This window comes from Kribbella caucasensis (genome assembly GCF_004361855.1).
In the GTDB taxonomy this organism is placed as follows: Bacteria; Actinomycetota; Actinomycetes; order Propionibacteriales; family Kribbellaceae; genus Kribbella; species Kribbella caucasensis.
This window is the reverse complement of record NZ_SNWQ01000005.1, coordinates 36,189-60,263: the sequence shown is the minus strand read 5'-3', so window position 1 is coordinate 60,263 and position 24,075 is coordinate 36,189. Positions and strand designations below refer to the sequence as shown.

Genomic DNA, 24,075 nt, shown 5'->3' with positions numbered 1-24,075 from the left:
CTACCGCAGGCCCTCACCAGGTCAGCGGCACGACGGGCTGCTTCGCACCGGTCGGCGGGACGGCGTACTTCTGCAGGGCGTAACTCATCACATCGCGGAACACCGGGCCTCCTTGACCTCCACCGCTGCGCCCGTTCGTCGGGTTCTGCAGTACGACGTAGGTAACGAAGCGTGGGTTGTCGGCCGGCGCGAATCCGGCGAAAGAAGTCGCCCACTTCCGGTAGCAGCCGCAGGCCGAGTCGACCTCCTGCGCGGTCCCGGTCTTGCCCGCGACCCGGTAACCGGAGATCGCGGCCTGGGTCGCGGTACCGCCCTTGGCCGTGACGGACTCCATCATCGTGGAGACCTGCTTCGCGGCCGACTCGCTGACCACCCGGCGGGACGCGCCGGCCTGGTTCGGGGTGCTGTTCCCGTCCGCGTCGACCCAGTCCTTGACCAGCTTCGGCGGCACGTAGACGCCGCCGTTCGCGACCGCGTTCACCGCGGCGGTCATCTGGACGGCGTTCGCGGACAGGCCCTGGCCGAACGCGACGTTCGACCGGGTCAGCTCGCTCCACTCGTCGCCCGGCGGCATCAGGCCGCGACTCTCACCCGGGAAGTCCAGCCCGGTCGGCTCACCGAATCCGAACTTCTTCAGGTAGTGCACGAAGTCCTGCACCGGCATCTGCTGCGCGGCCATGATGGTGCCGACGTTCGACGACTTGGCGATCACGCCGGCCATCGTCAGGTTCAGCGTGCCGTGCGAGAAGTGGTCCTTGATGGTGCGCCGCTGCACGGTGTACGAGCCGGGCACCTTGAGCTTGGTGTCCAGCGAGATCAGGCCGGCGTCGGCGAGCGCGGCCATCGTGACCACCTTCTGCACACTGCCCGGTTCGTAGACCTGTTCCAGCGCCGGGTTCTTCAGCGCGCTCGTCTGGACCGGCTTGTTCGGGTCGTACGTCGGGTAGTTGGCCATCGCCAGGATCTCGCCGTTGGTCCGGTCCATCGTGACCACGGTGCCGGAGGTGGCCTTGTACTGCTTGACCGCCTGCTCGATCCGCTTCTCCGCGAACCATTGCAGATCCGCGTCCAGGGTGAGCTGCGCCGACACTCCCGGCTTCGGCTCCTCGACGGTGTGGTCGGCGTTCGGAATCTTGTTGCCCTTGGCATCGACCTCGTACATCGCCTTGCCGTCGGAACCGGACAGCTTGTCGTTCAGGCCGTACTCCAGCCCGGCCAGGCCCTTGCCCTCGGCACCGACGATGCCGACCACGTTGGCGGCGATGGTGCCGTTCGGATGGCTGCGGATCGGGTCCTGCTCGGTGTAGAGCCCGGTCAGCAGTGGCAGCTTCTGGTCGGCCGCGAGGTCCTTGTTCTGCTCCTTGATCTGGGTGTTGCGCTGCTTGAGCTCGTCGGTGATCTGGTTCCAGGTCTGCGGGCTCACCTGGCGCGCGAGGATCACGTACCGGCCCTTGCGGGTCATCGCCTCGACCAGCTTGGCGTAGGTGGTCGACGAGAGCTTGGGCGCGAGTACGGCGGCCAGCTGGGTGGCGATCTTGTTCGTCTGGGTCGGGTCGGCGGTGATCGCGACGGCATCCTCGGAGACCGACAGCGGCACCCCGTTCCGGTCCAGGATCGCGCCGCGGGACGCATGCAGGACGAACGGCTTGGTGTTCTCCCTCGACGCCGCCAGGGCATACGAGTCAGGGTCGACCCCCTGCAACAGCACAAGCCGCCCCGCGAACAGCGACAACACAAACGCCATCACGCCGAACGTCACCCGCAGCCGCAACGCCGGCCGCCCCAGCTTCAACGTCCGCGGCGGCCTTTTCGGCTTAGGCTTCCTGGCCGGCGGCCGCCTACTCTGCGGCGGCCTCTTCCTAGGCGCAGCCGCCTTCTTGGCCGCAACCGCCCGCCCATCAGGCCCGGTACGCCGAGCCGCCGGCCGCGCGTCTCCTGCGGCTGTCTTCCTCGGCTTGTTAGGAGCGGCCTTCTTCGCAACCCGCCGTTCCTCAGGTGCACGCCGTCTGCCGTCTTCTGGGGGTCTGCGGCGGACGTCATCCCGCCCTGCCGCCGACTTGCGCGGGCGCTGGTCATCTGACGGGGGCCGGCGAGGGCGGTCCGGACGCTGTGCGCTGGGGCGGCCGCTGTCTGTAGTGGAGGGACGGCGAGACGAGGTGTTGCGGGACGGGTTGCCCCGTTCCGATCGACCACCACGGCGTGGTGGTTCGTTACCCCGTCTCTCCGTCATCCGATCATCCCCCAGTAGATGTCGCAGTTCTTGTCGCCGGCGGCTTCGTGGTGGCCGGCGGTTTGGTCGTGCTCGGCTTGGTGGTCGTCGGCTTGGTCGTCGGCTTCGTCGCCCCCGTCGCCGACGGCTTGGTCGTCGTCGCGGCCGGTGGCTTGGTCGTCGTCGCGGCCGGTGGCTTGACCGCTACGACCGGCGGCTTCGGGGTGACTGCCGGCGTGGACGGCTTCGTCGTACCCGGGCCGAACATCGCCGCGCCGGTGCCCGCCTTGCCCTCGGCCGGCACGCCCAGCACCTGCCCGTCGGACAGCCGCAGGAACACCGGGTTCGGGTTCGGCACCATGCCCATCCGCAGCGACCGGTCAGCCAGATTCTGCGGCGACTCGAGCGTGCGGACCTGCCGTTCCAGCTGCTCCTGCTGATCCCGCAGCTGATCCGCCTGCTGGTTCAGCGCGGTCACCTGGAACGCGCCGCGCTGCAACTCGGTGTTGAGGAGCAGCAGACCGACCAGGCCGGCCGCCAGCAACGACACCACGAAGATGACGAACGGCATCCGCGGCGGCCGGAACGGCGCGCCGTACACGATCCGCAGCTTCGGCTCGGGCCGCTGCGCAGGCGCCGGCGTGACCCGTGCCTTGGACGGGCTGAAAACGGTACTCATCAGGCCACCAGCCCCCTCTCCCGGACTCGTTCGGCCGCCCGCACCCGGGCCGATGCGGCTCGCGGGTTCGCGACGACCTCCTCCTCGGTCGGCCGTTCGGCTCCCCGGGTGATCAACTTCAGGTACGGCTCGTGCCCGGCCGGGATCACCGGCAGGTCGTCCGGTACGTCGGTCCTGGTGCCGGCCGCGAGCGTCTGCTTGGTGATCCGGTCCTCCAGCGAGTGGTAACTCATCACCACGATCCGGCCGTGCAGCGCGAGCGCGTCGATCGCGGCGGGCAGGGCGCGGCGCAGTACGTCGAGCTCGCCGTTGACCTCGATCCGGAGCGCCTGGAAGGTCCGCTTCGCCGGGTGTCCCCCGGTCCGCCGGGCCGCCTGCGGGATCGCGTCGCGGACGAGCTCGGACAGCCGGGCGCTGTTGGTGAACGGCTCGACCTCGCGGGCCTTGACGATCCGGTCCGCGATCCGCCGGGAGAACTTCTCCTCGCCGTACTGGAACAGGATCCGGGCCAGATCGGCCGCGCTGTAGGTGTTCAGGATGTCGGCGGCCGTGGTCGGCGCGCTGGAGTCCATCCGCATGTCCAGCGGCGCGTCCTGGGCGTAGGCGAAACCGCGCGCCGCCTCGTCCAGTTGCATCGAGGAGACACCGAGGTCGAACAGGATCCCGTCGATCGCGGGCACGCCCAGTTCGGCCAGCACACGCGGCAGCTCGTCGTACACGGCGTGCACGAAAGTGGTGCGGCCGGCGTACGGCTCGAGGCGCTCGCCGGCCAGCCGGAGTGCGTCGGGATCGCGGTCGAGGCCGATCAGGCGGGCGTCGGGGAACTGCCGAAGGAAGGCTTCCGAGTGCCCACCGAGGCCGAGGGTGGCGTCGACGAGCACGGCACCGGGGTGCTGGAGCGCGGGCGCGAGCAGGGCGACAACCCGGTCCAGCATGACCGGGATGTGCCGCTCAGAGCGCTCCGCACCGTCCATCTCGACCCTTCCATAGCCGCGGGAGCGACCCTGCCCCCGCGGGTTCTCGACTACCTGTGACTGCTCTTGTCCTTCGGTACTGCGGGGGCGGGTGGTGCGAAGTGGAGCGACGGCGGTGGAGTGGAGCAAAGTGGAGCGACGCGTTCGTCCGGTCAGATCGCGGGTACGCCTTCCGGGGAAGTACCTGTGGCCTTGGCGCCGGGGAAGTGGCGTCAACACCCAGGTCGGAAGTCGGACCCGTGATCTCACCGGACGACTCGTGCCGCGCTCTGCAGTTGCCTGTTCTCGCTCAGAAGATCCCGGGCAGTACCTCCTCGGAGAGATCGGCGAACGCCTGCTCCTGCTCCGCTGAGTACCTGTTCCAGTTCTCCGTGTTCCAGATCTCCACCCTGTTCATCGCCCCGATGACGACGCAGTCGCGATCCAGTCCGGCGTAATCGCGCAGCATCGGCGGGATGGTGACCCGGCCCTGCTTGTCCGGTACCTCGTTCGAGGCGCCGGCGAACAGCATCCGCAGGTAGTCCCGCGCACCCTTGTTGGTGATCGGAGCCTGCTTCAACTGCTCGGTCAGCTGGACGAACTCCGCTTCGGGCCACACGAACAGCGACCGCTCCTGTCCGCGGGTGATCACCAGACCCTCCGCCAGTTCGTCCCGGAACTTCGCCGGCAGGAACAGCCGCCCCTTGTCGTCGAGCTTGGGGAAGTGCGTTCCGAGGAACACGCTCCACCTCCCCGTTGCGGACTCTCCGTCTCAGGTCGAGCTATCTCCACCATTCCAGTACCACTGCGCTCCACCTTACTCCACTTTCCCCCACCGTCAACCAAATGCGTAGTGTTTTGCTCCCCCGTACGCTTGAGGTCACAGATCCGCAACGTCGGGTGAGGGCGGTTTTCGATGAGTGCCGAAACGACTGGTAACGAAATCCCCGCAGATCTAGGCCCGACCCCGGGCCCAGGTGAGAATGAGTCGGCTATCAATCAATGGGGAGGACTCAGGGTGAGCACCATGGCGACCAGCTCGGCTATGGACTTCGACGAGCTGTCGGAGGTGGCGGGACGGGTCCGCCGAGCCATCGAGACAGTGATCGAAGGCAAACCCGACGTGGTCGAGACAGCCGTCACCGTGCTGCTCGCCGAAGGACATCTGCTGATCGAGGACGTGCCGGGCGTCGGCAAGACGATGCTGGCCAAGGCGCTGGCCCGGTCGATCGACTGCAGCATGCGGCGGATCCAGTTCACGCCGGATCTGCTGCCGTCGGACATCACCGGTGTGTCGGTCTTCAACCAGGAGAACCGCGAGTTCGAGTTCAGGCCGGGCGCGGTGTTCGCGAACATCGTGGTCGGCGACGAGATCAACCGCGCCTCGCCGAAGACGCAGGCCGCGTTGCTGGAGTCGATGGAGGAGCGGCAGGTCACCGTCGACACCACCACGTACCAGCTCGAGGCGCCGTTCATGGTGATCGCGACGCAGAACCCGATCGAGATGGAGGGTACCTATCCCCTCCCCGAGGCGCAGCGGGACCGGTTCATGGCCCGCGTCTCGATGGGGTACCCCGAGCCGGCCGCCGAGCTCCGGATGCTCGACGGGCACTCGGCCCACGACCCGCTGGCCGATCTCCAGCCGGTCACCGACGGTCAGCAGATCCTCCGCCTGGTGAAGACCGTGCAGTCCGTGCACGTGTCCGAGTCGGTGAAGGAGTACGCCGTCGCGCTGGTCGGGGCGACTCGCCGTTCGCAGGAGCTGCGACTCGGCGCGAGCCCTCGGTCCACCTTGCACCTGATCCGGGCAGCCCGTGCCGCCGCCGCGTTGGACTCACGTGAGTTCGTCCTGCCGGACGACTTGCAGGAGCTCGCCGTACCGGTGCTGGCCCACCGGGTCCTGCCTGCCGCCGAAGCCCATCTGGGCGGGCGTGGTTCGGCCGAGATCATCGCCGGGCTGGTGGCCACCGTGCCACTGCCCCGAACCCGTCGGGACTGAACTATGCGGCAGGCACTGCGCGGACTGACCACCCGAGGGCGGGCGTTCGTCGCCGCCGGCATCACCGCGTCGCTGTGCGCGTTGCTGCTCGGCCAGAAGGATCTGCTCCGCGTCGGCATCCTCCTGGTCGCGCTGCCCGTGGTCGCGGCACTCGTGGTCGGCCGGACCAGGTTGCGGCTGCAGGTGCGGCGCAGCCTGACCCCGGACCAGGTCCCGGTCGGCACCCAGGCCACCGTCGAGCTTGCCCTGAGCAACCAAGGGCGGATGCCGGCCGGACTGTTGCTGCTCGAGGACCGGATTCCGTATGTGCTCGGACACCGGCCGCGGTTCGTGGTCGACCGGGTCAGCCCGAACTGGCGGCGTACGGTCACCTATCCGGTGAAGTCGGACGTCCGGGGGCTGTTCCAGGTCGGGCCGCTGATGCTTACCGTCGCGGACCCGTTCGGTCTGGTGGAGACCAGCCGGACGTTCGCCCGCAGCCAGCATCTGCTGGTGACGCCGAGGGTGCACCGGCTCCCCGAAGTACGGCTCGGCTCGGACCGGGCGGGCTCGGGCGAGAACCGGCCGCGCGCGATCGCATCGGCCGGTGAGGAGGACGCGACCGTCCGCGAGTACCGCGACGGCGATGACCTGCGCCGGGTGCACTGGCGGTCCACGGCCCGTCGCGGGTCACTGATGGTCCGCCGGGAGGAGCAGCCCTGGCAGAGCAAGTGCGCGATCTTCCTCGATGCCCGGACCGTCTCGCACCACGGGCACGGACCGTCGTCCAGCCTGGAGTGGGCTGTCAGCGCGGCCGCATCGGTCGGCGCGGACCGGATCCGCCGGGGGTACGTGACCACCCTGCTCGGCGGGCCGACCACACTGGCCGCGATCACGCATCGCAGTTCGACCGCGATCCACCAGCCGCTCACCAACCAGCAGTTGCTGACCGAGTGCGCCACGGTGGAGGAGCACAAGTACGCCGAGATCGGCCCGCTGCTGACCGTGGACCGGCACGCGCAGGACCCGAGTCTGGCGATCGCGATCCTCGGCGCCTGCAACTCCGACGACATCATCGCGCTGAACCGCTGGCGGACCGGCCAGGCGACCGGTGTCGCGCTGGTACTGGACGCGGCCAGCTGGGAGGTCGGTGCCGAGGGCACCGACAAGGTGGCCCGGCTGACTGCCGCCACGGACGCCACCGAAGGAGAGTTGCGCCGCAACGGCTGGCGGGTCGCCCGGGTCCGTCGCGGTGATCACCTGCCCACCGTGTGGTCCAGCCTCGGACTGCGGAGCGGAAGGATCGCATGACCGGCCACGCGAGGATCTCGCTTGCCGCCTGGGCGGCGACAGTGCTCGGCGCCCTGGTGCTCACGCCCGTGTTCTCCGGGCCGTTCCTCTTCATCAGTGCGTTCCTCTGCGCCGCGATCACCGGCACCGGGATCGCCCTGCAGAATCTGCGCACGCCACGGGCCGTCGTACCGGTCGTGCAGCTGATCGTCCTGGTCGAGCTGATCTCGTTCATCTTCCTCCGCGACACACTGCGGTACGGATTGGTGCCGTGGAAGGAGACGGCGCTCGAGTTCAACCAGCAGATGGTGAACGCGATGGACTCGATCAACCGGTTCAGCGCGCCGCTGCCTCCGGATGATCACCTGACCCTGTTCGCGGCGTCCGTGATCGCGGCGACCGGGTTGCTGATCCACCTGATCGCAGTACAGCTCCGGCAGGCCGCTTGGTCCGGGCTGTTGCTGCTGACCATGTACACCGTGCCGGCCGCGACCGTGCACGGCGGCTTGCCTGCGTTGCTCTTCATCCCGCCGGCCATCGGCTACATCGTGCTGCTGTCCGCCGAGGGCCGCACCAGGCTCAGCCGCTGGGGCCGGCGGATCTCCGGTGTCTCGCACCTGGACGCGTCCCAGCCGATCGAGGCGTCCGCGCTCGGTCAGGCCGGCCGCCGGATCGGGCTCAGCGTCGTCGCCCTGGCCGCGTTGCTGCCCGCCCTCCTGCCGGCCCTGCCGGAAGGTGTCGTGGGCAACGGTCTGGCCGGCTCAGGGCCTGGTACCGGAGTGGGCGCGTCGATCTCCTCGACCGACCCGATGCTGGACATGGGCAAGAACCTGAAACGCGGCGACAACGTCACCGCACTGACGTACTCCGGCGGTCCCGCCGGCGGCACGTACCTGCGGCTCACGGCGCTCGACCAGTTCGACGGCAACACCTGGCGGGTCTCCGGCCGGGACGGCGGCCGCAAGATCACCAACGCGGACCTCACCACGCCACCGGGGTACACCGGTGACCTGTCCAAGGTGACGACCAGCAAGCTGAAGATCGAGGTGACCCGGAACTTCCGGTCCCAGTTCGCCCCGGTGCCCTACCCGTTGCGGTCGGTCTCACTGAAGGACCAGTGGAGTTACGACCCGAACGTCCTCGACGTCCTCTCCACGAACGGCCGCGGCGTGGCCGGTAAGAACTACAACCTCCAGGTGTACGACCTGCAGCCCACGCCGGAACAGCTGCGCGACGCAGTACCGACGGGCGAGCCCGACCAGTACACCAGTGAGGTCCCGTCCCGGACCCCCGAGCGGATCAGGAACCTGACTTCCGAGGTCACCGCGGATGCGAAGGGCAACCCGTTCGCGCAGGCGGTGCTGCTGCAGAACTACTTCCGTAGCGGCGAGTTCACCTACAGCACCGATACCGACAGCCAGAGCGGGATGCGAGCACTGCAGAACTTCCTGTTGGTGAACAAGACCGGGTACTGCGAACAGTTCGCCACCGGCATGGCCCTGATGGCCCGCATCCTCGGGATCCCGGCCCGGGTCGGGATCGGCTTCCTGCCCGGTCAGGCCGGCAAGAACGGCGAGCACATCGTCCGGATGCACGACATGCACGCGTGGCCCGAGCTGTACTTCGGCGGTATCGGCTGGGTCCGCTTCGAGCCCACCCCGTCGGCCCGGGTCGCCAGCACGCCGAGCTGGACAGAGCAGATCGGGCCCGCCCCGATCACCCCGACCACGAACCCGACCACCGCGCCGACCACCCCCGGCCAGACGGAAGAGACCGACGACCCCACGGCGAACCCGGACCGCAACCTCCCCAGCGAGAGCGGTTCCGCGACGGTTGACCAGGGCAACTGGTTCACCAACGGCGGAGCCCGGATCATCGGTGGCGTCGCGGCCGGCCTGATCGTCCTGTCGATCCCGTGGCTGATCCGATTCCTGCTCCGGCGCAAGCGCTTCGCCCGCCTGCCGGGCCGCGCCGGCGTCGAAGGTCTCTGGGCCGAACTCCGCGACACCGCTCGCGACCTCGGCCTCGACTGGTCCGACAGCGCCACCCCACGCCAACTCGGCGAATGGCTCGTCGGCAAACTCCCCCCGGACCTGCACCCACAGGCCCGCGGACTGGCCCGCGGCCTGGAAGCAGTCCGCTACGCCGGCCTCACCGACGACACCACGGTCGACCTCCGCGACGACGTCCAGACAGTCCGCAAGGCCCTGTGGACCCGAGCGAAGCTCCTTCGCCGCATCCGAGCGACGGTGCTCCCGCCCTCGTGGCGCTGGTACCTCAACCGAGGCAGCGCGGAAGCCTCCGACCTCCTGGACGAGTTCGACCTCCTGCTGGCCCGGATCCGCTCCCGCCTACTCCCCCACCGCCAAGCCAACTAACCCCACCTGGTCCTCACCACCAAAGGTCCGGCTCCCCGCGGTTCCCACCGCAGAGCCGGACCTTTCCCATGCCATCCCACCCATGGGGAGCCCCCCGCGCCGCGCGGGTGCGCGGACATACGACAAACCACATCCGGCACGGAGGCGCGGATGTGGTTCGGAGTGGCTCAGTACGGCCGTCGGTAGCTTGCGCTCAGAGGTCTTCGTCCCGCCGGCGCCGCCAGCGGTCTTCCATCCGCTCCATGAAGCTCCCGGACGAGTCGTGTTTCGTCCGATGCCGTTTGGTCGGCGGCGGTGGAGGCGGCGGTGGCGCGTCGTCGGAGTCCCCGGCGTTGCTGATCCGCTTCATGCTCAGCGCCGCGATGTAGAGGCAGGCCACCATCACCACGAAGCCGATGACTCCGATGATGGTGTTGGGGATGATCGCACCGGTCATCAATATGACGATTCCCAGCACGAATCCAACGCCGGCAAGCACTGCCCGGCGCTTGTAATACAAGCGCACATTGGTGCCTCGCATAGCGGAAACAAACTTCGGGTCTTCCGCAGCAAGGGCACGTTCGAGCTGCTCGAACTGGCGCTGCTCTTCTTCCGAGAGGGGCACCGTCGATCCCTCCATGATGAGCGCGATCTCGATAGGCCGACTCCAGTCTAGGCCGCCGCTGTCCCCGACGAAACCCTGACCGCCTGTCCCGCGCGTCACGGTCCCACAACTCCACCCCGTAGCCGCCGCCCTTTACCCCTTTTCCAGCCCCGCCACACCCGATTCCCAGCCGATTCCCCGCCTCCACCCACCCCGAATCCCACCCATCCCGCCTGATCCGACCCCCTCCGCTCCCGACTCCCCACCCAGCCTCGCCACGCCACGCTCCTCCCCGACCACCACTCACATCCCCCGCCCCACACACGGCCCGTAATCAGTCCCACCTCAGCCACCGACACTCCCCTAGGGGTCGGCCGGTTTCCTACAGCGGGAGTGGGCGGTCCTCGACGACGCTCTTCATGACGAGGGTGGAACTGAGGCGCTGTACGCCGGGGAGGGTGGCGAGACGGTCGTCGTACAGCTTCTGGAAGTCGGGCAGGTCGCGGGCGACGACGCGGAGAAGGTAGTCGGGGTCCCCGAAGAGTCGTTGCGCCCGTAGTACCTGAGGGATCTCGGCGACGGCCTGTTCGAAGGCGGCGACGGTGTCACGGTTTGCCGTGGCCATGGTGACGAAGACCAGGGCCTCGAAGGTCAGACCGAGCGCGTGAGCGTCGAGATAGGCGCGGTACCCGCTGATCATCCCTGACCGTTCCAGGGCTCGCAGCCGGCGATGGCACGGGGAGACGCTGATCCGGACTCGCTCGGCGAGTTCCGTGACCGTCAGGCGCCCGTCCTGCTGCAGTTCGGCAAGAATCTCGCGGTCTACTTGGTCCATGAGGTCGATCTTCCCCCATTTCGGCATCTGTGGCGCAAAGATTGGAAACACATCCCGGCCAATCGCGCCTAGTCTTCCCGCCGAGGGTCCACAGACCCTCCACGAACTCCAGCAGCGGGTAGGGATGCGAAGGTCATGCCGGTCGAGACACTCGCAGCGTTTGGGCGGTGTCGCTCCTGTTCGTGGTGACGCCCGGGTCGGACTGGGCCTACGCGATCGCCGCCGGACTGCGGCATCGGACGGTGCTGCCCGCGATTGGCGGGCTGCTGGCCGGCCATCTGACGGCGACCGCGGTGGTGGCCGCCGGAATGGCCGCCCTGGTGGCCCGCGAACCGGTACTGCTGACCGTGCTCACCGCAATCGGTGCGGTGTACCTGGTCTGGCTGGGCATCGGGACCATCACCCACCCGTCCTCGCCGCAGGCCGGCACGGAGCAGCCGTCGGGCTCATGGGTGCGGCACGCGGTGAGAGGTGCGGCGGTCAGCGGACTCAACCCGAAGCTGTTCCTGCTGTTCTTGGCACTGCTGCCGCAGTTCACCGACCCAGACGCGGACTGGCCGCTCGCGATCCAGATCGTGGCACTCGGCTTGGTGCACGTCGCAAGTTGCGCGGTGATCTATCTCTGCGTCGCCTCCGGCGCACGATTCGTACTCCGAGCACGACCCGGCGCAGCGCGGATCGTGAGCCGTGTCTCGGGCGGCGCGATGATCGTCATCGGCGTGGCGCTACTGGTCGAGCAACTCATCCGTTAGACCAGGCGCTGCGACATCATCAAGACCTGCCCGTGATGTTCCGCTCGAGGGAGAGTTGTGGAAGACGAGAGACAACCAGAACCGGCAAATCCCGCGGTGCAGGAGCGGATCCGGAACAGTTTCGATCGCCAGGGACTGATGGGGCATCTTGGCGCACGGCTCGGGCACATCGGCCCAGGGCGCGTGCACATCCTGTTGCCCAGCCGACCCGAGGTCACCCAGCAGCACGGGTACTTCCACGCGGGAGCCACCAGCGCCATCGCTGACAGCGCAGGCGGCTACGCGGCCTTCACGTTGTTCCCGGAGAACACCTCTGTGCTCACGGTGGAGTACAAGATCAACCTCCTCGCGCCAGCCGAAGGCGAACACATCGAAGCCATCGGACAAGTCCTCAAATCCGGACGAACGCTGACCGTCTGCCAACTGGAAGTGTTCGGCGTCCAGGGCACCCAACGATCCCTCGTCGCGACAGGCCAACAAACCCTGATCCGCATCCACGCAAGAGCAGAACAGTAAGCCTCGCTCGTCTGACGGGCGGACGTCAGCTGAAGGCTGTCCGCCATTCGGGGTTGCTCAGCAGGCGGAGGGCCCATTCGTACTGCGGGCCGCGGAGGGTGGTCAGTTCGGGGCCACTCGAGGGACCGAGGTAGGCGAGGTCACGCAGGAACGTCAGAGGAGTGCGGACGACTGCGTACGGGATGGCCGCGCGTTCGGTCGGACTGAGTGGAGTCTTGAGGGCAGCGTCGTAGTCGTTGACCAGGTTGCGAAGTTTGGCGATGCGTATGGAGCTCGTGTCGCTGCGGCCCAGGTGGTCGTTGATGAAGAACAGGGTGAGGGCCAGGTCGTCGACCCGTGGACGTTCGCCGAGGAAGTCCAGGTCGAGGAGCAGAGTGAGCTGGTCGCCTGAGAGGTAAACATTGGTTGCCCAGAAATCGCCGTGGACCAGCTGGCGGGGAAGATCGCAGTCAGGGGACTCGTGGGCAAGACTCGCGGCCAGTTGCTCGGCAGCGTCGACGTACGTCGCCTCCTCCGCGGAGAGGGACCAGCTGCGGATGTCGGCGATCGTGGACGAAAACTCGGCATCGGCTTCGATGTGGTTCGCCATCGGCGGATGGGCCGCTGCCGTCGAGGTCGGCGCGGCTCGAAGGTCTTCGTGGAGACGGGCGAGCCACTGGATGCCGGCGCTGATCGCAGGCCAGGTGGTCATGCTCGTGCCCGACGGTTCGACGTACTGCTCGACCTCCACGACGCGGCCGTCGAGTTGAGCCAAGGTCCTGCCCGATCGGCTGCGGAGCGTCCGGGGAATCGGCCAGCCCCGGTCCCGGAGATACTGACGAACCGCCTGCACCGCGGCCAGTCGGTCCGCTTCGACCCACTGCGGTGAGATCCGAACAACCAAGGCGCCTTGGTCGGTGAAGACCTGCAGGTTCAGGTTGAAGTTCCCGCCGAGGTCGCGCACGAAGGTGACCTCGGCGAGCGGGTACTCCTGGCGGACGAACTCCAGCCACTCCGTGGTCCCCGTCGCTCGTCCCCCGCTCACTGCGTCATCCTCACGGTCGGTCGATGCAGGAGCAACCCGATAGTGGTCGGCGGGGTGGGTGGGGTGGGAAGTAGGGTGTGGGCGGCATTGGAATTTGGCGAGGAGGGCACTCACGATGGTTGACCGACGTCGCCGCTCGGTTCGTACGGCGCTGGTTGCGGAGGCGCTGCGGGTCGCCTTGGCCGGCCGGGTGCGGACCGATCCCAGTGGTGGGCTCGACATCGTTGATCTCGGGGGCGGTACCGGTGGATTTGCGGTGCCACTGGCTGCCGATGGGCACCGTGTGACGGTTGTCGATCCGAGCCCGGATGCCCTCGCTTCTCTCGAGCGCCGCGCTCGGGACGAAGGTGTCAGCGAACTGGTGCGAGGTATCCAGGGAGACGCAGGTGAACTCCCCGGGCTGGCCGGCAAGGCGAGCGCCGATGCAGTTCTTTGTCACGGTGTGCTGGAAGTGGTGGACGACCCGGCTCAGGCTCTGTTGGCGATGGGATCAGTTCTGCGCGAAGGCGGCGTGCTGAGTCTGTTGGTTGCCCAACGCAACGCTGTCGTCCTGGCGCGGGCGCTGGCCGGTCATCTCTCCGAAGCGCGCGTCGCCCTTCAAGACCCGGACGGCCGCTGGGGGACCAACGACCCGATGCCTCGCCGGTTCGACGAAGCCGGAATCACCACTCAGCTCGCCGAAGCCGGATTCTTGGTCCACACCATCCACGGCGTACGGACCTTCGCCGATCTGGTGCCCGCAGCGTTCGTCGACTCCGAGCCCGGCGCCGCCGAATCCCTGGCCGACCTGGAGCGCGCCGCCAGCGAGCACCCTGCCTTCCGGGCCATCGCCACCCAGCTCCACATCCTCGCCACCCGCTGAACCAACCAGCCGGGGGTTCGCTCCCGACCTCGACCGATCGCGGCAACCGGCCCACGGATCTCGCCCGACGGATCTCGGCCGCCGACGGGGCGGCGTCGACGGCCGAGTGAGTGGATGTGGGGCTTGTCAGCTGGCTTGCATCCAGGACTGGGCCAGGACGGACTGGGGGTCGGAGGCGGCGGGGAGGACCGGGTGGGCCTGGATGCGGAGGCTGGTCTCGACCAGGTCGTAGAAGGTCTCCACGGCGCGGATCAGGTCATCGGCCTCGCGGGTGCTGACGGCGCGCTCCAGGCCGGCCTCGGCGGCCGCGCGCTGGGTGGCACCGGCGGCGAAGAACGTGGCCCACTCGCCGAACTCGGGGGCAACCTCGGCGAGCAGCACCCAGGCGTTGCGCTGGACGCGGCGTCGAGGACCGGAGCGAACCGGGCGGGCCCGGACGGCGAGCACCGCGGCGGCCACCCGGAGCGCGGCGACGTGAGCGCTCGAGTACTTGAGTAGATGGTCGTCGGCTTCGCGCGCCTCGGCGAGCGCCAGGCGCGCCCGGGACAGGTCGCGGCTGGCCGAACCCGCGGCCGCCGGGGAAACCGGTGAAACAGTCATCGGTCCGTCACCCTCTCCAGTTGCCAGCGGCCGGAGTCCGGGTCGTGCGCGAGGTCGAACAGCTCGCGACGACCGTGCCGGCCGCAGCCTGCTTCCACTCGGTAGACCGCGCGCCGCGGTCCCCAATCGGCGTCCAGCACACCGACCGCCGCGGAAGAACCCGCAGCGGCGATCGCGGTCGCCGTACCGACTCCTGAGCCGATCACGCCGCGCTCCCACCACGCGGCGGTCTCCACCCAGCGGGCCTGCACTGCGCACACCCGCCAGAGCCGGCCGCGCCACAGGAACTGCTCTGGAGTCTCGATGCCGTCCACGACGCCTGAACGCACCTCAACGGCCTCGTCGAACTCCCACATGCTCCATCGCCTCCTGTACGCGAGCTTCCCCTGGATAGCGGCCCGGTGGGTGGACGCCAGGTGGGGGTCGAGGTCCACCACGGCGCCCGGCCCACCGGGACCACCGATTCCCGATGCGGCCGCAACTCCGCACCGAGGCCGAACAGCGGTCCTGATTCCGCCCCGGTCTCCCGACGACACCGGACCCGAACCAATCGAACATCTGTTCGAACACTGAAAGCGTAGCCTCGGCTGCCGACAAACGTCAACGTGCCGTAAGGCCTGGACCGTCCCGCCGGACCGCTCGCCCCGCCACACTGGGTTCACCCGGAGCCGCCTGCAGGCGGACCGCGAGAGAGCGAGGAACACCATGTCGTTGCCCAGTCGCCGTGTCGTCGGCGTGAGCGCGATCGCCATGGCGGCGGTCGTCGCCGCAGTGGCGCTGCCGCTCTTCCAGCCGTGGCGGCTCTTCACCGACAAGGTCGTCGATGAATCGCTGCCCGGCGCTCCCGGTGTGTCCATGACTTCATCCTCACCGGTGCCACCGACAGTTTCCGGCGACCGCACCAGCACCCCGGCCCCGCCCACTCCAAAGCCGGCCACGACAAAGCCCTCGCAGCCGGCCGAGCCCGAGCGACTGGCCGCCGGACGGTTGATCAGCCACGAACACGAGACCCAGGGAAGCGTCGCGATCTTCCGCCTGCCGGACGGCTCACGAGTCCTCCGGCTCGAGAACCTCGACACCTCGGACGGCCCCGACCTCAAGGTCTGGCTCACCAACGCGCCGGTGCTCGAAGGCAGAGCCGGCTGGCACGTCTTCGACGACGGCCGCTACCGGAACCTCGGCGACCTCAAAGGCAACCACGGCAACCAGAACTACGTGATCCCCACCGACGTCGAGCTGGCCGACTTCACCAGCGTGACCATCTGGTGCGACCGGTTCAACGTCTCCTTCGGTGCGGCCGACCTCAGCAAGACCTGAGGTAGACCACAGTCGAAGACTGCGGAAAACCACATGTTCCACGGCCACCGGCCCAACTAATGTCGCCGGCATGACGACTTTCATCTCGGCGAGAGACCTCGGCGCCGGCTTCCACACCGAGGTGATCCGTCCCCTGCTCGGCCGGCTCCCTTACGCGGCAGGCTTGCTGGGCTGGGGATCAGACGTCCTCGGCTACGACACGGCCCGCTCCACCGACCACGGCTGGGGACCACGGCTGCACATCTTCGTCGATCCCGACCAGGTGGCACCCGTCGCCAAACTCGTCGACGACAACCTCCCCGCGCAGTACAGGGGGTATGCCGTCCGGTTCGGCTGGGATACCCAGGAGCCGGTGCACCACGTCACCGTGACGTCACTGTCCGACTGGCTGACCGATCACCTCGGCTTCGACGCCGCGCAGGGGGTCGGCACGGAGGACTGGTTGATCACGCCGCAGCAGCAGTTGCTCGGTGTCGTCGCCGGAGCTGTGTACGCCGATGACGGCCGGCTGCAACCGATCCGCGAGGCACTCCAGTGGTATCCGGACGACGTGTGGATCTGGTTGCTCGCCTGTCAGTGGTCCCGGATTGCCCAGGAGGAACCGTTCGTCCAGCGCACCGACGAGGTCGGGGACCACCTCGGTTCGCGGGTGGTGGCGGCGCGACTGGTTCGGGACGTGATGCGGCTCGCCCTGTTGATGGAGCGCACCTACGCGCCGTACACGAAATGGCTCGGTACTGCGTTCGCTCGGCTCGGGCATGACGATGGGCTCGACCGGGTCCTGGCCGAGGTGCTGGCCGCGGACGAGTTGGTGGATCGTGAGCGCGCCCTGGTTACGGCGTACGGGTTGATGGCTCGGCGGCACAATGCGTTGGGGGTCACGGAGGAGGTGGATCCTGACGTGCGGCAGTTCTTCGACAGGCCGGCGACGGTGCTCGGGGCGGACCGATTCGTGGCCGCGTGTGTCGCGCGGGTGCGGGATCCGTTGCTGCGGCGGCTCGAGCTGGTGGGCGGGATCGACCAGTTCGCGGACAACACCGACCTGCTGAGTACGACGGCCGCCTACCGGCGGCTGGTCAAGATCTACGAGAAATAAGGTGTGATGGTGAGTACACATCCCAACGTCCAGAAGGTCGCCGACGCATTGGCGGCAGCCGGTGCGACCGGTGAGATCCGGATCCTCGACGAGGCGGTCCCGACGGCGGCGGCCGCGGCGGCGGAGCTCGGCTGCGAGGTCGGCGCGATCGCGAACAGCCTGATCTTCGACGGTGACGGCGAGCCGGTGCTGATCCTGACCTCGGGTGCGCACCGGGTCGACACCAAGAAGCTCGCCGCGGAGCTCGGGATCGGTAAGTTGCGTCGGGCAACACCCGAGTTCGTCAAGCAGCACACCGGGCAGGCGATCGGCGGAGTCGCCCCGGTCGGTCACCCCGCTCCGGTCCGCACACTGGTCGACACAGCGCTCGAACAGTACGACGAGATCTGGGCCGCGGGTGGGATCGCGCACACGGTCTTTCCCACCACGTACAAGGAACTCCTGCACTTGACGAACGGCACACCGGTCGTCGTCAACTGACCACGGAAATCTCTTTCCCGGCGCGCCCTCGTCGGCGGTTGCGCTCCGAGGCACACTTGCAGTAGGCGGTCGACTTCGCGTTCCGATTGAGCCCTCCCCCCGGCTCTCGGCGCGGAGCCGGCCGTCTCGAGTTCCAACGTTTGTTGGGTTACTTCAGTTGGCCTCGGATGGCACCTCCGGGGAAGGGGGCGTTGTGGACGTTGGCGTAGTAGCCGTTGGGGTTGGCGGTGATGGCTGCGGCGAGGTCGGCGGCGATGGTGGTGCAGCCGGACGTGTCGGGGCCCGGTACTCCGTCGACGTCGAGGCCGATGACGATGGGGCCGGCGACGTGCCGTGGACCGACGTGGATATGCGCGGCGAACGGGGCGTCGATGTCCTGCCAGCTGAGGGTCCAGCAGAAGGTCGTTCCGTCGATCGAGTAGGTGAAGAAGCCGTGGCCGTCGTCGTCGGCGGCGGCGGTTTCCTGGCCGCCGCTGAGCGGGATGGCTGGTGCCGCGGTCGCGGCCGGTGCGATGGTGGTGGTAATCGCCAGGGCGGCGCTTGCCGCGATGATGCTTGAACGTCCGAACATGACCCCTCCCAGAGATGTGCCTGCACTGGCCGTTCTACGCCGCGGACCTTTTCAACGGAATAGGTCAGGTGGCCAAGGCGGGGATTTGGGTGTGGAAATAGGTGCGGGTGAGCTCCCCACGGCGAATGCGCCAGAGCAGGGAGGGAAGCGGTGGTCGCCGTAGGTGACGGAACGGACGAAGCCGTCCAGCAGGGTCTGGACGGCTTCGTCGGTCATTGGGGCAGAGGTTAGTTCACAGGTCTAGGGCAACAGTGGCGAAGGAGTGGGGTGGGAGGGTCACCTGGAGGCCACCAGCCACGGGAGTGATGGTGGTGAGGGGCACAGGGGTGACGGCCGACGGGTCGGTCGACGTGTTGTGGGCTTGGGGTTTGGGGGCGGTGAGGAGTCGGCCGGAGTGGCTGTTGATGGTCGCGCCGCGAAGGTCGAGCGTGATGTCCGCGGGCGAGCTGGGATCGAGGTTCGTCAGCGAGATCAGGGCCCGGTTGTCCTTCATGCTGGCCGAGGCCGAGAGCAACTCCAGGCTCTGACCGTCGATGGTGTACGGCGCTGGCCGGTCGACCAGGTGCACCGGGACCGACGTCGCGTCGTGATGGCCCTTGTTCATCTCGAAGACGTGGTACGTCGGGGTGAGGACGAGGCCGCCGGAGGAGTCGGTGAGGAGCATCGCCTGGAGGACGTTGACGGTCTGGGCGATGTTCGCCATCACCAGTCGTTCGGCGTGCCGGTGGAAGATGTCGAAGTGCAGACCGGCGACCAGGGCGTCGCGCAACGCGTTCTGCTGGTAGAGGAAGCCGGGATTCGTCCCGGGTTCGACGTCCCACCAGGTGCCCCATTCGTCGAGGACGAGGCCGACCTTGCGTTGCGGATCGTACGCGTCCATGACGGCGCTGTGACCGGCGATGACGCGGTCGATGTCGGCCGCCTTGATCATCGTCCGGTAGTAGTCGTCGATGTCGAACTCGGTGGCGCTGCCCTTGTGCTCCCACGGTCCGGGCACCGTGTAGTAGTGGAACGAGATGCCCTGGAAGAAGCCCTTGGGGTCGCGTTTGCAACCGAGGCAGCTGATCGCCTTCATCAACGTCTCGGTCCAGGCCAGGTCGTCATCGGCGGCGCCGGCAGCGATCTTGTAGAGCTTGTTGTCACCGTGATCCCGGCAGAAGGTGCTGAACTGCCGGGCGAGGTCGGCGTACGCGTCGGCGCGCAGATTGCCACCGCAGCCCCACGCCTCGTTGCCCAGCCCCCAGAACGGGATCTTCCACGGCTCGTCGCGACCGTTCGCCTTGCGCAGCCGGCCCATCGGGCTGTCGCCGTCGCGGGTCAGGTACTCGACCCAGTCGCTCATCTCCTTGACGGTGCCGCTGCCGATGTTGCCGTTGACGTACGGCTCGGCGCCGAGCAGTTCACACAATGCCATGAACTCGTGGGTGCCGAAATGGTTGTTCTCCTCGACGTTTCCCCAATGGGTGTTGATCATTCCGGGCCGTTCGGACTTCGGGCCGATGCCGTCCATCCAGTGGTACTCGTCGGCGAAGCAGCCGCCCGGCCAGCGGAGATTGGGGATGTCGAGCGCGCGCAGAGCCTCGACCACGTCGAGCCGGATGCCGGCTTCGTTGGGCAGCTCGGACGACTCCCCGACGTAGAAGCCCTCGTAGATGCAACGGCCGAGGTGCTCGGCGAAGTGGCCGTAGAGATGCCTGCTGATGGTGGGGCCGGGGACGTCCAGATCGATCACGATCCGGGCGGCGCTGGTGGGCTCCGTAGACAAGAGTCGACTCCTTGGGAAGTGGGTGGAAACGTCGGTAAAGGTCACGACTTCACGCTGCCGGCCAGCAGGCCGTTCACGATGTGCCGTTGGGTGAGGATGAAGAAGACGACCATCGGGATCAGAACGATGACGCTCATGGTCATGAAGCCGGGCCAGTCGGTGCTGAATTCGCCGACTGAGCGGTAGACCTGCATGACGAGTGTTTGTTTTTCCGGTGAGCTGAGGAAGACGCTCGGAGTGATGAAGTCGTTCCAGATCCACATCGTCTGGAACACTCCGACGGTGGCCAGGATCGGCCGGATCAGCGGGAGCACGATTCGCCAGTAGATCTGGAATGGTCCGGCACCGTCGATGCGGGCCGCTTCGATGATCTCGAACGGCAGCCGGCTGATGTAGCCCTGGATCAGGAAGTAGACGAAGATCGAGCCGCCGGTGTAGATCACCACCAGCCCGCGCAGGGTGTCGACGAGTTCGGCGTCGACGAGCATCCGGTAGAGCGGGATCAGCGTCGACTGCCCAGGCACGATGAACCCGAGCAGCAGCAGGGCACCGAAGAACCGGTTGAACCGGCTGGCCCGCATCGCCATCGCGTACGCCGCGGTCGAGCCGACGAACAGCATCGCCAGGATCGAGGCGACGGTGAGGATCAGTGTGTTGAGGAAGCTGCGGCCGAGCGGCACCGTCTCGAAGACCCGCTGGTAGTTGTCCAGGAACAGCTTGGTCGGCAGCGCCAACGGCGACCGGGCCATTTCTTCTTGTGTCTTCACCGTGTTGACGACGATGTAGTACAGAGGCACGCCGACCAGACACGCGAGCCCGATCATCACCACGCTGGTGATCGGAGAACGTCGTTGTTTCACAGCACTCTCCGTTCGATTCGGCGCGACACCCACAGCTGGGCGACGGCGACGATGCCGACCGCGATCGTGAACAGCACGGCCAGTGCCGAGGCCAGCCCGTACCGCCCCTGTGCGACACCGCTGGTGATGATCGACTGCGTGATCGTGTAGGTCGCGAAGCCCGGACCGCCCTTGGTCAGGGTGTACGGCAGGTCGTAGACCTTGAGCCCGCCGGTCATCAGCAGGAAATTGCTGATGACAATGGCCGGGGTGAGCAGCGGCAGCGTGATGTGGAAGAACTGCTGCCGCGCCGATGCGCCGTCGATGGTCGCCACCTCGTAGTAGTCCGACGGGATCGACTGCAGGTAGGCGAGATAGAGCATCGCGTGCCAGCCGGCGCCGCCCCAGACCGCGACCACGATCACCGACACCCGCGCCAGCGTCGCGTCCGACAACCAGGGGTACGGCCCGGCGTGGAACAGGCTCTCCAGCACCGAGTTCAGCACACCGGATCCCAGCGGCGACAGGATGTAGCCCCAGACCAGGCCCAGGATCGCGATACTCGGGATGGCCGGGAAGAAGAACACCGACCGGACGAAGTTGCGGGCGAAGAACTTCTTGTTCAGTACGACGGCCAGCGGGATCGCGACCACGGTGATGAGTACGGCCGAACCGATCGTGAAGGCCAGGGTGAAACCGAGACCGGCCAGCATCGACGGGTCGGTCAGCACCTTGCCGTAGTTCGACAGCCCGACGAACTTCACCTCGGCCGAGTAGCCGGTGAAGTCGGTGAAACTCCAGTAGAACGTCTGCGTCAGCGGCACCACCAGGAGCACCACGAAGACCAGCGCGACCGGGACCAGGAACAGCTGGTTGGCGGACGTCTCGCGCGCCCGCGCCCACCTGATCCGGGGTGGCCGGCCGGCTCCGGCCGAGACCTCGGTGGAGGTCTCGGCCGGAGCCATCAGGCCAGCGGTCACGAGGTACTCGCGAGCTTGGTGTCGAGGGCGTTCGCGACCTGTTCAGGCGTCGCCTTGCCCTGGACCAGCAGTTGCAGTTGCGCGGTCGCCTCGACGTTGAGGATGTCCTCGGCCCGTTTCCACGCGATCTGCGGCAGGTACACGTTGCCGGCCCGGACGTCCTTCACGATCGGGGTCAGTGCCGGATCGAGCGTCGGCTGGAAGTCGGTGGTGACGGTGATCGCGCCGGTCGCCTTCTGGTAGATCGCCATCGCCTCCGGGGTGTCCAGGAAGGTCAGGAACTTCTCCGCTGCCTCCGGGTTCTTCGCCTTCGCGTTGATCGCGTAGCCCGGGCTGGCCGCGCCGGCCAGGTACGGCTTACCGCCGCTGATCCCGGGAATCGGGGCCATCTCGATGTTCAGCTTCGGCGCCGCCTTGCGGACGCCGGGCACGTCCCACGGACCGGCGATCATCATCGCGGCCTTGCCCGTGACGAACTCGGTCCGGACCTGGTCACCAGTCAGGCCGACCACGTTGCGGGTGACCAGACCCTCGGTCCACAGCCGCGACCACTGCGTCAGGGGCTCGACCCAGTAGTCCTTGAACTTCGCCGACCCATCGAAGATCTTCGTGTCCATCGTGTCCCCGCTCGCCCGACTCTCGGCGCCGAGGAACGCCGACAGCGGCGTCGACATACCCTGCACGGACTCCAGGTACGGCGTGACGCCGGCGTCCTTCAACTTCTTGCACAGGGCAAGGAACTCGTCCCACGTCTGCGGGATCGTGGTCGCACCGGCCTTGGCCAGCAGGTCCTTGTTGTAAAGGATGCCGGCACCCCAGGACGCGACCGACATCCCGTACACCGCGCCGTCCGGACCGGAGTACGTGGCCTGGTTGAACTTCGGCACGTTCTTCAGGAACGGCTTGTCCTTCAGATCGACCACGTGCTTGCCGTTGATCAGGTTCGTCTTGTTCTCCGCGGCGATGACGAACACGTCTGCCGCCGTACCGGACAGGATCCGCGACTGCAGGGTGGAGATGTACTCCGCGACCGGCGGCGCATTGGAGAACTCGACCTTGGTACCGGGATTGTCCTGCTCGAACTTGGCGATCAGCGGCTTCATCGTCTCCTCCCCGTCCCAGGAGAAGAAGGTCAGCTTCTTGCTGTCACCGCCGCTCCCCGGCGTACCACCACAGGCGACCAGCGGGACAGCGAGCGCGACAGCCGCGAGAGCGGCGAGAGTGCGGCGTTTTCTCATCACAACTCCAAGAGATGCTTAAGGTAAGGACCATGAAGAAGACGTCCACCGTGGTGACGATGGCCGATGTGGCGCGGTCCGCGGGGGTGTCCACGATGACCGTTTCGAACGTGATCAACGGCCGCCCCCGGGTCGGCGCCGAGACCCGCGAGCGGGTGCTGGCGGCAATCGCCGAGCTCGGTTACCAGGTGAACCTGGCCGCCCGGCATCTGCGCGCGGGCCGGACCGGAGTCGTCGGCCTCGCCGTACCGGAACTGGAGCGCCCGTACTTCGCCCAGCTGGCCGGCCGGCTCGCCGACCGCTTCGAGGCCCACGGCCTGCGGATCGTGGTGGAGCGGACCGGGGCCAGCCGGCAGGGTGAGCTGGACGCGGTCGTGTTCTCCCGGCTGCGGATGTACGACGGGCTGATCCTGAGCGTGGTCGACCTCGACCCGGCGGAGCTGACCCAGATGCGCACCGACGCTCCGGTCGTGATGATCGGTGAGCGGGCACTGCCGTCCAAGTTCGACCACGTGATGATGGACAACATCGACGGCGCCCGGCAGGCCACGGCGCATCTCCTCGCGACCGGGTCGCGCCGGATCGTCCTGCTCGGTGGCGATCCGGACGGTGGTGCGAGCATGACGGGCCTGCGCGCCGAGGGATACTCGCTCGCCCACGCTGACGCCGGCATCGAGACGGACCCCGACCTGGTGGTTAGGTCCAGCTTCCGCTTCGAGGACGGGTACGACGCGATCCGGTCCCTGCTCGACCGGAAGATCGGCTTCGACGGGGTGTTCGCGTTGACCGATGTGGTGGCGATCGGCGCGATCCGCGCCCTCGCCGACGCCAAGCTCCGGGTCCCGGACGACGTCCAGGTGGTCGGCTTCGACGATGTCGACGAGGCCCGCTTCCTGGTGCCGTCGCTGACCTCGATCAACCCCGGGCACGACGAGATGGCCGACGCCATCTGCGAGCTGCTGATCCGGCAGCTCAAGGACGGCCCGACCGACGAGCCCGAGGAGCTCGTCGTACCGGCCCATCTGGTCGAGCGCCAGACCACCAGACCCCACACCAACTGACACCGGAACGACCTCCCGGGCTAGATCCGTTGCCCAAGAGGTATATCGATAAACAAACCCGCTGACAAG

Annotated in this window: 24 protein-coding genes; 10 read left to right on the top strand and 14 right to left on the bottom strand. The window is 67.7% G+C overall.

The genetic code is table 11. The features are described from left to right. Positions 1 to 13: 13 nt before the first annotated feature. The 4 genes from EV643_RS12090 to mraZ all read right to left on the bottom strand — a co-directional run bounded on the left by EV643_RS12090 (position 14) and on the right by mraZ (position 4,583). Positions 14 to 1,792: a peptidoglycan D,D-transpeptidase FtsI family protein gene (locus EV643_RS12090; RefSeq protein ID WP_238165528.1), complete on the bottom strand. Its 1,779-nt coding sequence runs from the start codon at positions 1,790 to 1,792 to the stop codon at positions 14 to 16. 442 nt (positions 1,793 to 2,234) lie between these two features. Then, complete coding sequence (gene ftsL, locus EV643_RS12085; protein ID WP_133800120.1) at positions 2,235 to 2,888, bottom strand: cell division protein FtsL; 654 nt, start codon at positions 2,886 to 2,888, stop codon at positions 2,235 to 2,237. Beyond that, the gene (gene rsmH, locus EV643_RS12080) at positions 2,888 to 3,862 is read right to left on the bottom strand and encodes a 16S rRNA (cytosine(1402)-N(4))-methyltransferase RsmH (RefSeq protein WP_133800119.1); all 975 of its coding nucleotides are present in this window, start codon (positions 3,860 to 3,862) and stop codon (positions 2,888 to 2,890) included. The genes ftsL and rsmH overlap by 1 nt, the downstream gene beginning before the upstream one ends. Positions 3,863 to 4,151: 289 nt before the next feature. Next, positions 4,152 to 4,583 (bottom strand): division/cell wall cluster transcriptional repressor MraZ, encoded by a 432-nt coding sequence (mraZ, locus tag EV643_RS12075; protein WP_133800118.1) that lies wholly within the window; start codon positions 4,581 to 4,583, stop codon positions 4,152 to 4,154. A 285-nt stretch (positions 4,584 to 4,868) separates the two neighbouring features. On the opposite strand from mraZ, the gene EV643_RS12070 reads away from it, so the two are divergent. Genes EV643_RS12070 through EV643_RS12060 form a run of 3 tightly spaced genes read left to right on the top strand, consistent with a single transcriptional unit; the run spans position 4,869 to position 9,487 of the window. After that, on the top strand, positions 4,869 to 5,840 hold the full coding sequence (locus EV643_RS12070; RefSeq protein WP_133800117.1) for an AAA family ATPase: 972 nt from the start codon (positions 4,869 to 4,871) through the stop codon (positions 5,838 to 5,840). A gap of 3 nt (positions 5,841 to 5,843) precedes the next feature. Continuing rightward, positions 5,844 to 7,130 carry a DUF58 domain-containing protein gene (locus EV643_RS12065; protein WP_133800116.1) on the top strand — a complete coding sequence of 429 codons (1,287 nt, stop codon included), beginning with the start codon at positions 5,844 to 5,846 and terminating at the stop codon, positions 7,128 to 7,130. Next, positions 7,127 to 9,487 carry a transglutaminase TgpA family protein gene (locus EV643_RS12060; protein ID WP_133800115.1) on the top strand — a complete coding sequence of 787 codons (2,361 nt, stop codon included), beginning with the start codon at positions 7,127 to 7,129 and terminating at the stop codon, positions 9,485 to 9,487. The genes EV643_RS12065 and EV643_RS12060 overlap by 4 nt, the downstream gene beginning before the upstream one ends. Before the next feature lie 193 nt (positions 9,488 to 9,680). On the opposite strand, the gene EV643_RS12055 is transcribed toward EV643_RS12060, so the two are convergent. Both EV643_RS12055 and EV643_RS12050 read right to left on the bottom strand, forming a co-directional pair. Continuing rightward, complete coding sequence (locus EV643_RS12055; protein ID WP_133800114.1) at positions 9,681 to 10,190, bottom strand: SCO2097 family morphological protein; 510 nt, start codon at positions 10,188 to 10,190, stop codon at positions 9,681 to 9,683. A gap of 262 nt (positions 10,191 to 10,452) precedes the next feature. Further along, positions 10,453 to 10,905, bottom strand: coding sequence for an Lrp/AsnC family transcriptional regulator (locus EV643_RS12050; RefSeq protein WP_133800113.1), 453 nt, complete (start codon positions 10,903 to 10,905; stop codon positions 10,453 to 10,455). A 167-nt stretch (positions 10,906 to 11,072) separates the two neighbouring features. Between EV643_RS12050 and EV643_RS12045 the strand changes: the two genes are divergently transcribed. Beyond that, positions 11,073 to 11,657 (top strand): LysE family translocator, encoded by a 585-nt coding sequence (locus EV643_RS12045; RefSeq protein ID WP_133800112.1) that lies wholly within the window; start codon positions 11,073 to 11,075, stop codon positions 11,655 to 11,657. A 96-nt stretch (positions 11,658 to 11,753) separates the two neighbouring features. After that, positions 11,754 to 12,173: a PaaI family thioesterase gene (locus EV643_RS12040; protein ID WP_238165527.1), complete on the top strand. Its 420-nt coding sequence runs from the start codon at positions 11,754 to 11,756 to the stop codon at positions 12,171 to 12,173. 25 nt (positions 12,174 to 12,198) lie between these two features. On the opposite strand, the gene EV643_RS12035 is transcribed toward EV643_RS12040, so the two are convergent. Then, positions 12,199 to 13,197 carry a phosphotransferase enzyme family protein gene (locus EV643_RS12035; protein WP_166665426.1) on the bottom strand — a complete coding sequence of 333 codons (999 nt, stop codon included), beginning with the start codon at positions 13,195 to 13,197 and terminating at the stop codon, positions 12,199 to 12,201. Positions 13,198 to 13,312: 115 nt separating this feature from the next. On the opposite strand from EV643_RS12035, the gene EV643_RS12030 reads away from it, so the two are divergent. Further along, entirely contained in the window at positions 13,313 to 14,059 is a 747-nt protein-coding gene (locus EV643_RS12030) for a methyltransferase domain-containing protein (RefSeq protein WP_133800109.1), read from the top strand. A gap of 126 nt (positions 14,060 to 14,185) precedes the next feature. On the opposite strand, the gene EV643_RS12025 is transcribed toward EV643_RS12030, so the two are convergent. Both EV643_RS12025 and EV643_RS12020 read right to left on the bottom strand, forming a co-directional pair. Then, positions 14,186 to 14,659, bottom strand: coding sequence for an SAV_6107 family HEPN domain-containing protein (locus tag EV643_RS12025; protein ID WP_133800108.1), 474 nt, complete (start codon positions 14,657 to 14,659; stop codon positions 14,186 to 14,188). After that, positions 14,656 to 15,015 carry a DUF6504 family protein gene (locus tag EV643_RS12020; protein ID WP_133800107.1) on the bottom strand — a complete coding sequence of 120 codons (360 nt, stop codon included), beginning with the start codon at positions 15,013 to 15,015 and terminating at the stop codon, positions 14,656 to 14,658. Before EV643_RS12020 ends, EV643_RS12025 begins: the two co-directional genes overlap by 4 nt. A 349-nt stretch (positions 15,016 to 15,364) precedes the next feature. Here EV643_RS12020 and EV643_RS12015 point away from each other — a divergent pair, with 349 nt between their 5' ends. From EV643_RS12015 to EV643_RS12005, 3 genes are all read left to right on the top strand, one after another. Continuing rightward, the gene (locus EV643_RS12015) at positions 15,365 to 15,976 is read left to right on the top strand and encodes a DM13 domain-containing protein (protein WP_133800106.1); all 612 of its coding nucleotides are present in this window, start codon (positions 15,365 to 15,367) and stop codon (positions 15,974 to 15,976) included. 70 nt (positions 15,977 to 16,046) lie between these two features. Continuing rightward, entirely contained in the window at positions 16,047 to 17,072 is a 1,026-nt protein-coding gene (locus EV643_RS12010; protein ID WP_133800105.1) for a DUF4037 domain-containing protein, read from the top strand. Positions 17,073 to 17,078: 6 nt separating this feature from the next. Next, a complete protein-coding gene (locus EV643_RS12005) occupies positions 17,079 to 17,552 on the top strand; it encodes a YbaK/EbsC family protein (protein WP_370452269.1) in 474 nt (157 codons plus the stop codon). Between the two features lie 148 nt (positions 17,553 to 17,700). Here the strand turns inward: EV643_RS12005 and EV643_RS12000 are convergent, their stop codons facing one another. The 5 genes from EV643_RS12000 to EV643_RS11980 all read right to left on the bottom strand — a co-directional run bounded on the left by EV643_RS12000 (position 17,701) and on the right by EV643_RS11980 (position 22,945). Beyond that, positions 17,701 to 18,123 carry a CHRD domain-containing protein gene (locus EV643_RS12000; RefSeq protein ID WP_133800103.1) on the bottom strand — a complete coding sequence of 141 codons (423 nt, stop codon included), beginning with the start codon at positions 18,121 to 18,123 and terminating at the stop codon, positions 17,701 to 17,703. Positions 18,124 to 18,355: 232 nt separating this feature from the next. Then, positions 18,356 to 19,888 carry an alpha-N-arabinofuranosidase gene (locus tag EV643_RS11995; RefSeq protein WP_133800102.1) on the bottom strand — a complete coding sequence of 511 codons (1,533 nt, stop codon included), beginning with the start codon at positions 19,886 to 19,888 and terminating at the stop codon, positions 18,356 to 18,358. 41 nt (positions 19,889 to 19,929) lie between these two features. Continuing rightward, complete coding sequence (locus EV643_RS11990; protein WP_202869526.1) at positions 19,930 to 20,748, bottom strand: carbohydrate ABC transporter permease; 819 nt, start codon at positions 20,746 to 20,748, stop codon at positions 19,930 to 19,932. Beyond that, positions 20,745 to 21,707 (bottom strand): carbohydrate ABC transporter permease, encoded by a 963-nt coding sequence (locus EV643_RS11985; protein WP_202869525.1) that lies wholly within the window; start codon positions 21,705 to 21,707, stop codon positions 20,745 to 20,747. The genes EV643_RS11990 and EV643_RS11985 overlap by 4 nt, the downstream gene beginning before the upstream one ends. Continuing rightward, complete coding sequence (locus EV643_RS11980) at positions 21,704 to 22,945, bottom strand: ABC transporter substrate-binding protein (protein WP_133800101.1); 1,242 nt, start codon at positions 22,943 to 22,945, stop codon at positions 21,704 to 21,706. The genes EV643_RS11985 and EV643_RS11980 overlap by 4 nt, the downstream gene beginning before the upstream one ends. 32 nt (positions 22,946 to 22,977) lie before the next feature. On the opposite strand from EV643_RS11980, the gene EV643_RS11975 reads away from it, so the two are divergent. Further along, on the top strand, positions 22,978 to 24,006 hold the full coding sequence (locus EV643_RS11975; RefSeq protein ID WP_202869524.1) for a LacI family DNA-binding transcriptional regulator: 1,029 nt from the start codon (positions 22,978 to 22,980) through the stop codon (positions 24,004 to 24,006). Positions 24,007 to 24,075 lie beyond the last annotated feature (69 nt).

Coding starts and splice junctions, on each gene's coding strand:
- ftsL (WP_133800120.1), bottom strand. CDS start 2,888: ATGAGTACCGTTTTCAGCCCGTCCAAGGCACGGGTCACGCCGGCGCCT.
- rsmH (WP_133800119.1), bottom strand. CDS start 3,862: ATGGACGGTGCGGAGCGCTCTGAGCGGCACATCCCGGTCATGCTGGAC.
- EV643_RS12070 (WP_133800117.1), top strand. CDS start 4,869: ATGGCGACCAGCTCGGCTATGGACTTCGACGAGCTGTCGGAGGTGGCG.
- EV643_RS12065 (WP_133800116.1), top strand. CDS start 5,844: ATGCGGCAGGCACTGCGCGGACTGACCACCCGAGGGCGGGCGTTCGTC.
- EV643_RS12060 (WP_133800115.1), top strand. CDS start 7,127: ATGACCGGCCACGCGAGGATCTCGCTTGCCGCCTGGGCGGCGACAGTG.
- EV643_RS12050 (WP_133800113.1), bottom strand. CDS start 10,905: ATGGACCAAGTAGACCGCGAGATTCTTGCCGAACTGCAGCAGGACGGG.
- EV643_RS12030 (WP_133800109.1), top strand. CDS start 13,313: ATGGTTGACCGACGTCGCCGCTCGGTTCGTACGGCGCTGGTTGCGGAG.
- EV643_RS12025 (WP_133800108.1), bottom strand. CDS start 14,659: ATGACTGTTTCACCGGTTTCCCCGGCGGCCGCGGGTTCGGCCAGCCGC.
- EV643_RS12020 (WP_133800107.1), bottom strand. CDS start 15,015: ATGTGGGAGTTCGACGAGGCCGTTGAGGTGCGTTCAGGCGTCGTGGAC.
- EV643_RS12015 (WP_133800106.1), top strand. CDS start 15,365: ATGTCGTTGCCCAGTCGCCGTGTCGTCGGCGTGAGCGCGATCGCCATG.
- EV643_RS12010 (WP_133800105.1), top strand. CDS start 16,047: ATGACGACTTTCATCTCGGCGAGAGACCTCGGCGCCGGCTTCCACACC.
- EV643_RS12005 (WP_370452269.1), top strand. CDS start 17,079: ATGGTGAGTACACATCCCAACGTCCAGAAGGTCGCCGACGCATTGGCG.
- EV643_RS12000 (WP_133800103.1), bottom strand. CDS start 18,123: ATGTTCGGACGTTCAAGCATCATCGCGGCAAGCGCCGCCCTGGCGATT.
- EV643_RS11980 (WP_133800101.1), bottom strand. CDS start 22,945: ATGAGAAAACGCCGCACTCTCGCCGCTCTCGCGGCTGTCGCGCTCGCT.
- EV643_RS11975 (WP_202869524.1), top strand. CDS start 22,978: ATGAAGAAGACGTCCACCGTGGTGACGATGGCCGATGTGGCGCGGTCC.